Here is a 10,889-nt window from a genome sequence, read left to right on the forward strand (position 1 = left end):
GAGTGCATCGCATGACAAGCGCGGGACTCAGGCACGGGCGACCGATCAGAGCGATCAGTGATCGCACCGCCAATCCTGCTTCGGAAGCGCTGCGGACCAACGGCTGACTTTGGCGGTGCCGTTGGGCCGCGAGAACGCTTTCTGCTGCGGGCGACGTGGTTGGCGTCGCGCTTTGACGGGCCGCCCGCGCAGCGGATCCTGATCGGCGCCGCAGCCCCAATGGCCGACGCATGCACCGTCAGCGTCTGGTGGGACGGCGAGCGGGCATGGCCGCGTCAGGGCATCCTACTGTGACGAAGGCCAGACTGCGCGCTCCGGCATCGCGGCGGGCGCGCTCGCCGTTGGCGCAGCGGTCGACGCAGGACGGGGCGCGCCTTCGAGCTGCCAATGGAGTTCGATCTCTGGGCTGCGCGGCCTGGTGACGAGACGCCCGCCCTTTCCTAAGTATACTTAGGTGCCATATGGCGGGCCTCGGCAATTTCGGCCAGGGCTTTCTCTGGGGGCTTGCGGCGTTGCCTATGCCAACCGGTCGACCAACTGGGGCTGCTGGATCGCGACCAGGTCAGCAGGCTGCAGGTCCCGGATCATTTGTCAGGTTGCTTCCGGGGTCAGCGCTGCGGCGATCCGGTCGCGCAGCCACCTATGCTCCGGGTCTCGATGGCAACGCTCGTGCCAGACCAGCATGACCTCGTAGGGTGGCAGTTCCACGGGCGGATCGACAACCGCGAGCGGCAGCATGGCAGAAATCCGTGTCGCGACGCGCCGGGGTACAACAAGTACTAGATCAATCGTGGAAGCCATCGTCGCCGCCGTCAGTACGCTGGAAAACGACATCGGATCCCAATCCGGAAGTCTCGATCTGGGCAGTTCATCGTAGATCCGCCCGAAGTGGTCGTGGGTGTCCGAGCTGACAACGGCACGGCGCAAGGTCGCGAAGCTTTCGATTGTCCATTCCCGCGCCAGCGCTGGGTGGCCGTGGCGCAGCAAGCACGCAAAGCTGTCGGCATAGAGGCGGCGCCGAAAGTAGCCGGGCAAGTTGGTGCCGATCTGCCCGATGACCAGATCGATATCGCCTTGTTCTAGCCCTCCCAGGACGCCGTCAAAGGCTGAACGGGCGAGAATGTTGAGATGAGGCGCTTGTTCACGCAGCCACGGCAGAAGACGCGGTAGTATTACCAACGCCTGGTGATCCGGTATCGCCATCATTGCCTTCGGCCGCCATTCCCTTGAGGCGAAGCTGCTGCTCGTCACAATCTGACGGATCGCCCCCATCACTGATGGCAGCATTTGGGCCAAGCGTTCGCCCTGCGGCGTAAGGATCAAGCCAGTTGAGCCTCGCACCAAGAGATCATCATTGAACATGCCGCGCAGCCTTGCCAACGCTCGGCTCATCGCCGGCTGACTCCTTCCGATATACTGGCCTGCATGGGTGACGTTGCGGTACTCCAGCAGGGCCCCGAGCGCCACCAGCAGGTTCAGGTCAATTGATGCCAGATTGATGTTTGTTTGTGGGTCGGCGTGCTCACTATTGGTCGCCGCAGCCGTATGCGGCCGATCCCAACCTTCTGCGGCATCTAGACTGCGGGAGAGCTCATCCATTTCCTTTCCTCGATAACGATCCATGATCTCTATTTCTCCTTGAAAACGCGTATTTCAGACGACACGTAAAATCGGTGTCTGCGACGCGGGCCGATCTATGGGCGCCTTACTTCTGCGAAAAAAGGGGTGCCGTGCTCCCCTTTTTTTTATTCAGGCAAGGGCGAGTGAAGCAGGAGCGCTTTTGCGTCCATGCTGTGTGTTGGTGATGCGACAACGCCGCTGCGGCTTGCTGGCCTTTGGCCCCGGTGGAATGGAGCTTTGCACGCGGCTGCCTGGACGGTGAATGATGTGGCGCGCCTTTGCGATGGGTAAGGCGCATGCGCGGCGCGGCCGATTGGCTCGGTAGCATCTCAGGCGCCGTGCTCGCGAGGGGCCGTCGCCTTCGAACTGCAGATCCTGGTCCGAGCCTCAGCGTGCCGATGTTCGAGGTGGCAGGCTGAATGCCGATGTCGAAGCGGCGGGAGCCTCCCGCGATGCGGGGGGGGGGCGCTTTCTTGGTCGACGACGACAGCCGGATTTCGACGTCTATCGCCCGCAACACATGGGAACGCCATTAATTGCGACCTGCTATTTCGGCTTCAGGGGGAGACTTACGTCCTTACTCCGTCTCCAAACCGAATTTCGGCAAATTGAAGCGTGTATGCAGGCCGAAATCTACGAGATGCTGTTCCTTGAGTGGCTGCGGCGTCTCCGCAAAAGCGACACTCGCGGCCAATTTGATCATCTCAGCCGGGTCTTGCGCGATAACATATTGAACGACGTCGTCTCGCATCAGCGGCACTGTAATTGAGTTTGCTTCATGGGTCAGCACGCGGGTCCGGCCAGCCAGTCCAGCCTCCTTTAACGCCCTAGCCAAGCCTGCATTTCCGCCCGCGACATTATAGATCGCGGCAACATCTGGATGTTTTCTGAGAAGATCGCGAACCGCCAGATAGGTTTGCTCAGGCGAATCTTCTCCCTTCGCTGCATCTGTGAGCACTACGTTTGGAAAATTGGCGCGAAGGTGCGAACGGAATCCGATCTCTCTGTCTTCGTGGTTGTTGAACGCGTAGTCACCGAGAACGACGCCGACGGTCGCCGAATCCCGGTCCTTCAGAAGGCTACCGATCAGATAGGCCGCAGTCTGTCCGGCACTGCGATTATCAATGCCGACAAAAGCATCGCGGCTATCATGGGGAAGATCGGAAACAAACGTGACAACGCGTTTGCCTCGCTTCCGTGCTTGCAGAAGCAGGGCATTCATCCGCTCAGTATTTTTTGCAGTGACGATCAAGGGTCGCGAGATGTCCTTGCAAGCATTGCTCACTGCATCGAGCATTTCGTTTTCGTTCTTTTGGTGCATGTCGATGAAGTTGAGAGGAAGATCGAGCTTTTTGCACGAAGACTCGATTTGAATGGCAAGTCCGCGCCCCACTCTGAGCACCGCGTCTGCATTGCGGACTGCAGAAGATGACGCGGCATGTTCCGGGGTTGTCCGGCCCAGTTGTTCGAGCGCCTGACTTATTACCTTCTCGGTCCGAGGGTGGATGCCGCCGCGCTGATTGAGCGCACGATCAATTGTAGCGCGGGACAGCCCCGTTGCCTGAATGAGTTCGTTGATCGTTACCCGTCGGTTCACGGCTCATCTCCCAGCAGAATGTCTCAAAATATCTCATTTTGCTCTCGATGCAACACTGGAAGGTCAGAAAAGCTCAAAAATATCTCACGTAAGCTCAATTTGATCGAAAAAGATGTTGACGACGTTTTTTATTTGGGACAACGTCTCAGTATTCGAGGCAAATTGAGGCATAAGGGAACTGGGAGGAACATTTTGGCTCGTATAGAGGTTGGAAACGCCCCGGACTCGTGGGGTATATGGTTCCCGAATAACGACCGCCAGGTGCCGTGGAACGTGTTCCTTGATGAGGTCGCGGCAGCGGGATATTCGTGCATCGAGTTGGGCCCGTGGGGATACCTGCCGACTGAGGCATCGGTGCTGAAAGCCGAATTGTCAGAGCGCAATTTGACTTTGGTCGCGTCTACCGTTGGATGCGATCTCCTCGACGAAGGGAGCATTGAGAGCCTTCTTACCCAGCTTCCCGCGATCACAGCGCTTCAAAAGGAGCTCGGTGCAAAGTTTGTCGTTCTGCTTCCGGCGATGTTTACCGATTTGTTCACTGGCGAAATAGTCCGCAGCTTGGAATTGTCTGCGGAAGAGCGCGAACGGTTCAACCGCAACATTGGCCGGATTGGAAAGATCGTCCGCGAACAGTACGGGCTGGTCGTGACGGCACATCCGCACGTCGACAGCCATCTGGAAACCGAGGGAGATATTGAAAGTCTCTTGGCTGCAACCCCGGCCGAAGATGTGTCGCTTTGCTTCGATGTAGGGCACCATGCCTATGGTGGCGGTGATGCATGCGCATTCCTGAAAAAGCATGCGGACCGCATTCCCTACATCCACCTGAAGAACTGCGACGCGGATGTGCTAGCTCAGATGAGGCATGAGGATTGGTCATTCGCGCATGCCGTGACGAAAAACATCATGTGCGAACCCTGGAAGGGAATGGTCGATTTCAAACAGCTGAAGTCGGTCCTCGATGAGGTCGGGTACCAGGGCTACGCGATCGTGGAACAGGATATGTATCCAGCGCCTCCCGAGCGGCCTTTTCCTATCGCTTGCGAGACCCGCAAATATCTCAACGACGTTGGAATCGGTTGAAGAAATGACGGGCCTTAAAATCACAGTAGCGCTTATCGGCGCTGGGTTTATTGGCGAGCTTCACGCGAAGAACTTGGCGCGGCACGCTGACGTGGCGCTCAGATATGTCGTTGAACCATCTGAGGCACTTGGCCGAAAGGTGGCAGACGCGACCGGCGCTACGTGGCTGCCCGACGCGACAGTGGCATATGAGGATTCAAGCATTGAAGCTGTGTGGATTGCCTCTCCGGCCAACACACACACTGATCTCATCCGCCGCGCCGCTAGAACGCGCAAAGCGATATTCTGCGAGAAACCCGTCGGTATGAACATGGAGGATGTCGATGTTCTCGTTTCCGAATTGCGCGATTATCAGCACCCGATCATCATCGGTTTCAATCGGCGCTTCGACGCAAGTCATGCCCGGCTCAAGGAAATCGTCGAGAGTGGCGCCATTGGCGAGGTCGAGCTGGTGTCGATCACGAGCCGTGATCCCAATCCGCCGCCACCGGCCTATATGAAGGCCACACCCGGCGGCATCTTCTATGACACGATGATCCACGACTTTGATATCGCCCGATGGCTTCTCGGAGTCGAGGCAACGGAAGTCTATGCCACCGCGAGCAGTCACCTCAAGGGTGAGCTTAATCCGGATCGAGAGTACGATGCCGCAACGGCGACATTGAAAACAACATCAGGAGCGGTCTGCCAGGTCTCGGCCAGCCGGCGGGCTGTCTACGGTTATGATCAGCGCATCGAGGTCTTTGGCGCAAAAGGAATGGTGCAGTCGCAAAACCACGGTAAGACCAATGTGCAGGTCTACGGCGCAGACTCGATCCACACCGACCCCTTGAAGAACTTCTTCATTGATCGTTACGCCGACGCTTACATTCGCGAGATCGATCAATTCGTCGCCGCAGTCCGGGGCGAGACCACGAAGTTTCCGAACGTGTGGGACGGTCGACAGGCATTGCACATCAGCATGGAGGCGCTCAAGTCGGCGCGAAGCGGCTCTCCAGTGAGCCTGAAGTGACTGATGCTCGTTTAGGGAGGAAGCCAAATGGCTTTAGATGCAAATCAGGTGGCCACGGGAGGCACCGGCGAAGCAGCAGCGATTAGCGCCAAACGCCCCGAGAAGACATTTATCGATAAGCTGATGCTAAGACCCGAGTCGGGCGTCGTTATCGCTGCTGTCGCGGTATATCTGTTCTTCTCAGCGTTCGCCCCGCACTTCTTCTCGGACCGGGTCGCCTCAAACATTCTACTCAGTTCGGCGACGCTAGGCATCATATCCGTCGGTGTGGCCGTCTTAATGATCGCCGGACAATTCGATCTGTCGGTCGGCTCGGTCTATGGTTTGTCGGCAGGTATGGTCATCATGGGCGTAAACGCCGGAATTCCGGCGGTGGTGATGCTGCCGATTATTTTGATTGCCGGCCTGCTGATAGGCGCGTTCCACGGTCTCCTTGTAACAAAATTGCAGATCCACTCGTTGATCATCACGCTTGGAGGCTTGATGTTTTATCGAGGCGTGCTTCTGGCTCTCACCGAGGGATTTCCGATCCGGTTGAAAACTCCTGATCCGTTTCTTAGAGCCTTTGATTTCAACTGGAATGGCATACCTGGGCCATTCTTTTGGTTCCTCCTTCTGGTGGTCATATTCGCCTTTGTTCTCACCTCCACCCGGTTTGGCAACTGGCTCTTCGCCACAGGTGGCGAGGCCGAGGCGGCGCGAGGCATGGGTGTGCCAGCCGAGCGGGTCCAAATTGCTGCGTTTGCCCTGAATTCCATGATGGCATGTCTCGCCGGTTACGTATCCGTTGCGCGGTTCTCGAGCGTTGATGCTCTACGCGGTCAAGGGATGGAGTTGGAGGCCGTCCTAGCCGTCGTGGTCGGTGGAGCCTCCCTCAACGGCGGATACGGAAGCATTCTTGGAGCAGCGCTGGGCGTGCTGATTATCACCATGATCCAGCAGGGCCTGCTGCTGATGGGCATCTCCGTCTACTGGTACCAGGCCGGCATTGGCTTGCTGCTTATTGTCGCCGCCGTCGTCAATCAACGGGTGAGAATAAGGAACGGTGTGTGATGGCCACGGATTCAATCTCTCCGCTTCTTCAACTCAAGGAAATCACGAAGTCGTTCGGGCGCATCCATTCTCTGCGCGGGATCAATATGGACGTGAGGCCGGGTGAAATCCTGGGACTGCTAGGCGATAACGGCGCAGGCAAGTCGACCCTTATCAAGGTCCTTGCCGGGGTCCATCAGCCGACGAGTGGTCAGCTTATTTGGCAAGGTCACCAGACGTCTCTCGACTCTCCGAGAGCGGCCATGGCGAAGGGGATTTCCGTTGTCTATCAAGACTTGGGAATCATTCCACTTTTGAGCATCTATCGCAACTTTTTCCTCGGCCGTGAAGAGGAGGTATCGGTCAGGCTGCCGGGTTTAATGCTTCTGAAAAAAGGTCGAATGCGCGAGATCGCGCGGAAATCGCTTTCGCAACTTGGCATTCACATCACTGACGTTGATCTCACAGTGGCTCGCCTTTCCGGTGGCGAACGACAGTCGATTGCAATCGCCAGGGCGGTTCATTTCCAGTCCAAGCTTTTGATCCTTGACGAGCCTACAGCTGCGCTGAGCCTCAAGGAGACGGCGAAAGTGCTCGCCTACATCCAGGAAGCCAAGCGTCAAGGCGTATCGGTCGTTTTCATCACTCACAATATCTCGCATGCATATGAGGCCTGCGACAGATTCACCGTGCTCTATCACGGCAAGGTTGCGGAAACGACGCCTCGCGAAGGCGTCAGCGAGCAGGAACTAGCAAATCTCATCAACACAGGAATGCGTGCGAGCCGCAGGCTTGCCGTTTAGTCGGCTAACGGGAGGTAACCATGGCCAAAACCACTGTAAGACTCATGACCTCAAGCATTCTGGCGATTTCAGCAGCGATGCTTGCCGCTGGAACTTCGCACGCAGCAGACCGCTGCGAGGGGAAGAAGCCATACCTCATCTATTATGCAACCCATGCTGTCGCGGAGCCTGTTTGGGCCACTGTCAAAAAAGGTGCCGAGCAGGGTGCCGCCGACAACTGCTTGAAAATCAAATGGACGCAGGACGACAAGTTCTCGATCGAAACAACGATCAACCGCATGGAAACGGCCATCACTGAGAAGCCGGACATGCTCGTGATTACAGCCACCGACCCGACAGCAATGCGGCCAACAATCGAAAAGGCCAAAGCGGCCGGCATTCCGATGATCGCGATCAACGTGCTCGACCCAGCTCCGAAGGATCAGCGAGTGCCATACCTCATCGGCATTGGTGCTGACCTTTATCAAAGTGGCGTCGCAGCTGCCGAGCAAGTCTTGAAAGCAAATCCTCATCCCAAGCGCGGTATCGTGCCCAATCACGTTCCTGGTCATGTCGGCTTGGAGCAGATGGCAAAAGGATTTACCGACACGCTCGCAAAGGCGGGTGCCCAGACCGAGGTTATCGCAATTGGAACCGACGTATCGCAAAGCTCGGCGATGCTGTCCAACTATTTCCTCGCGCATCCTGAGACCGACGCTGTCTTCTGCATGAACTCAGGGCCATTTTGTTTCGAAACATTGCTTGACGTCGAACGACGCGAGAATCTATCCAAGAAAGTCTCTAATGTGACATTCGATGTATCGCCGGCCTTACTTGACGCGATCGCTAGCGGTGAAGCGATTGCTGGGATTGACCAGCTCATGTACCTGCAGGGCTATCTTCCCACGGTGATCACTCGGAGCTACCTGGACTACGGCATGATGCCGGAAGCTGACATCGTCACCGGCCCGGCAATCATCGACAAGTCAAATCTCGATAAGGTCAAATACCGCTTGATGGAGGCCGGTCTCAACTGACCTTTCGAGCGAAGGGGCGCGGCGAACTCCCATCGCCGCGCCCGAACCGTTTTGAGGCAGCGCAAAATGAAACTGGTTCAAATCCCCAAGACCAGGTTTTGCACGATCTCCGAAATCGTGGACAAGACCGGCTTCGGTCGCGCTACGGTGCATCGTGCTTTGAAGGGCCACATATCCGTGAAATTGGAAGTTCGCGTGAAGGTTTCACATGCGATCTTCGATTTGAATAATCAAGCCATAGCAAGGTACAGGGCCGAGTTGCGGCATCTCACATAAAGCACGCGACCGCGGACGTGCTCACACTGCAGAAGCGATGACAAATGCATTTTGAAAAAGATACCACGAAGTTTCGCGATTTGGCGGATTACGTCAATTCCTCTCGGATGTGCAGTTCGCACGAGCACACCGAGTTTGAGTCGGAATATGTTCGTAACCCGCCGGACATTTTAACCAATCTGTTCGACAACTATGTTCTAAATGATCTTGCAGTAGCAGGCGCTAATCCTGATAGCCTTCGGCGCCTTCTGACAAAAGGTGACAACACCATCTCGGCGCGATTTTCCGGCATAGCGGAAGCTTGGGGACGGGCCCAGCATACAGGCTACGGTGAGGCCGTAAAACTGATCGCCAAAGAGCTCTACGGCGTAGACGAAATTAGTGGCGATATACTTCAACATCGCCAGTCGAGATATGACGGCCGCGCTGGGGAGCGCCTCCGGCTCTTAAGTGAGCAAGGAAACCTTGATCACGTTCAGATAGATGCAATGGACTGGGACATACCCACAGAGGCATTGGGTCAAGATTTTTTTCTTTACGATATCAACCTTTGCCGCTTCTGTGATGGAACGCCTGACTTTGAAAGGATTGCGGGAAGCACAGGTGTAGACATCTCTGATTTGCCAAGCTTAGAGCAGGCGATTTCGATAATTTTCGAGCGAAACGCTGACCTCGGCATCGCAATCAAATCTCAACACGCATATCATCGCACATTGCGGTGGCAGCTGCGTGATGAAGTGAGTGCGGCCGCAGCATTGGAAACGTGGAAGCGGGAGGGATCGAAGACTCCGATTGAGGCGCGAAATTGTCTCGGCGACTGGTGTATAGATCTAATCGCACGTTTAGCTGCCGAGCACGAATTGCCGTTCAAACTTCATACCGGTTATCTCAACGGGGTCGGCGGATTTCCGATCACCGTCTCGCGGTCTGAATTGCTTCACGAATTACTGCAGAGGCATTCGAGGACGAACTTTGTGCTTATGCACATCGCATACCCATATGAGAATGAACTTGTTGCAATCGCGAAGCAATTCCCTAACGTCACGATAGACTTATGCTGGGCTTGGTCGCTCAATCCACGCGCCACATCTGAATTCGTGCGCCGAATGATACACACTGTCCCGTCGAATAAGCTTTTCGCGTTTGGAGGCGACTCTCGTCTTCCAGCGGCATCAGTGGGATATGCCTTTCAGGCACGGAAATGGCTTCTTAAGACCCTTGAGGAGGAGATCAAGGATGGGCACTTCGATGAAAATGGGGCAATTGAGCTTGCTCATCAATTCATGAATGCCAATCAGTATGCCTTCTTCAATATCGCGGTAAAAAAAGAACGGATGCGCGGTTCCGCGACCGGACCAGCACAGAACTCGGACACGGCAATTGCAAATTTCGACTTGGCTACACATAGCGCATGGCGTGACAGTCCTGGACGCTACAGGGTTGAATAGATGGGGGAAGCGCCGCTGTGGGCGTGGATAGCCGATCAGTTCGGATTGTCAGCGCAAGGTCGGCGCTTTTATGTGGTCACCCTCGTGTCTATTCGATCAGTAAGCTTCTCGTGACGACACGATAATGCTGTCGTTGGGCTGGAGGTCGGGGGACATTCGCTCGGCTGGGCCGCTGCCGGCGCCTCGCCAAGGATTTTCGAGCGAGCGATCGCCTCCGCCGAGGCCTCGATCCCCGTCGACCACTCTTGCGAAAGAGCCGACTGGCCAGGCCATAATTTTGCCGCCCTCTTTTTGATTCAGCGTCTAAGAGAGGACCAGCGGACCAGCGCTGTGCGTGGATCGTGCGTGCAATTCGAAACACTTCCGCTTTGGCTTATATATATTCATCAGAATTGTGGAGTGCGATCGAATAACAAAGGCGCTTATGAGACATACTTTACATTCTTTTGATACATACGTTACATTCTTGCGAATGTTTCTTAATTTTGATTTATCTCTAAAGTATGGCCATAATTGCTACGAAGAGCTATTGCAGGCGCAACTTGTTTCGCAGTCGCCGTCCCGATTCCCGCGGTCTGGTGGCCTTCCCTCCAGAGGAGCTTGGCAGATATGAGGATAGTTGCGTTCAAACCGCACCATGATGGCACGATTGCAGCAGTAGATGCATCAGAAGCCGAGCTCATCTATTCATACGAGGCTGAGAAGGATAGCTTTCCCAGACATTCAAGCGTGACGCCGACGGCGGTCCTCGACGCCGCTGGCCGGCTGGACGCCATTCCGGTCGGAGGTTGTCGGCGAGAAGACTATCTTCGGTAGGAGGGCGCATTTCTACTCCTCCACGCACGAGCGCTCCCATCTCTGGGGCGCCTACGGCATGTCGCCGTTTCCCATTGGAATGCCCTGTTATGCGTTGATCTGGGAAGGGGAGCTCGGCGTATAGCGCGACAAACCGGGAGAGAGGAGCGCGTCAATCTGGATGAGAATCTAGTGTCGCGGCGGTGG

At 56.0% G+C, this 10,889-nt stretch carries 8 protein-coding genes; 6 read left to right on the plus strand and 2 right to left on the minus strand.

Translation table 11 applies throughout. The features are described from left to right. Positions 1-591: 591 nt before the first annotated feature. Together ACWTU9_RS32625 and ACWTU9_RS32630 are read right to left on the minus strand one after the other, a co-directional pair. Complete coding sequence (locus ACWTU9_RS32625; RefSeq protein ID WP_455861924.1) at positions 592-1,599, minus strand: LysR family transcriptional regulator; 1,008 nt, start codon at positions 1,597-1,599, stop codon at positions 592-594. A gap of 598 nt (positions 1,600-2,197) precedes the next feature. Continuing rightward, complete coding sequence (locus ACWTU9_RS32630) at positions 2,198-3,217, minus strand: substrate-binding domain-containing protein (protein WP_455861917.1); 1,020 nt, start codon at positions 3,215-3,217, stop codon at positions 2,198-2,200. Positions 3,218-3,409: 192 nt separating this feature from the next. On the opposite strand from ACWTU9_RS32630, the gene ACWTU9_RS32635 reads away from it, so the two are divergent. From ACWTU9_RS32635 to ACWTU9_RS32660, 6 genes are all read left to right on the plus strand, one after another. Beyond that, the gene (locus tag ACWTU9_RS32635; RefSeq protein WP_455861918.1) at positions 3,410-4,300 is read left to right on the plus strand and encodes a sugar phosphate isomerase/epimerase family protein; all 891 of its coding nucleotides are present in this window, start codon (positions 3,410-3,412) and stop codon (positions 4,298-4,300) included. A gap of 4 nt (positions 4,301-4,304) precedes the next feature. Next, on the plus strand, positions 4,305-5,312 hold the full coding sequence (gene iolG / locus ACWTU9_RS32640) for an inositol 2-dehydrogenase (RefSeq protein ID WP_455861919.1): 1,008 nt from the start codon (positions 4,305-4,307) through the stop codon (positions 5,310-5,312). Positions 5,313-5,339: 27 nt separating this feature from the next. Next, positions 5,340-6,365: an ABC transporter permease gene (locus ACWTU9_RS32645; protein WP_455861920.1), complete on the plus strand. Its 1,026-nt coding sequence runs from the start codon at positions 5,340-5,342 to the stop codon at positions 6,363-6,365. After that, positions 6,365-7,147, plus strand: coding sequence for an ATP-binding cassette domain-containing protein (locus ACWTU9_RS32650; RefSeq protein WP_455861921.1), 783 nt, complete (start codon positions 6,365-6,367; stop codon positions 7,145-7,147). Before ACWTU9_RS32645 ends, ACWTU9_RS32650 begins: the two co-directional genes overlap by 1 nt. Before the next feature lie 20 nt (positions 7,148-7,167). After that, entirely contained in the window at positions 7,168-8,163 is a 996-nt protein-coding gene (locus tag ACWTU9_RS32655) for a substrate-binding domain-containing protein (protein ID WP_455861922.1), read from the plus strand. 320 nt (positions 8,164-8,483) lie between these two features. After that, positions 8,484-9,887 (plus strand): amidohydrolase family protein, encoded by a 1,404-nt coding sequence (locus tag ACWTU9_RS32660; protein ID WP_455861923.1) that lies wholly within the window; start codon positions 8,484-8,486, stop codon positions 9,885-9,887. The last annotated feature ends 1,002 nt before the right edge of the window (positions 9,888-10,889 follow it).

It is taken from the genome of Mesorhizobium sp. 128a, from assembly GCF_053848025.1.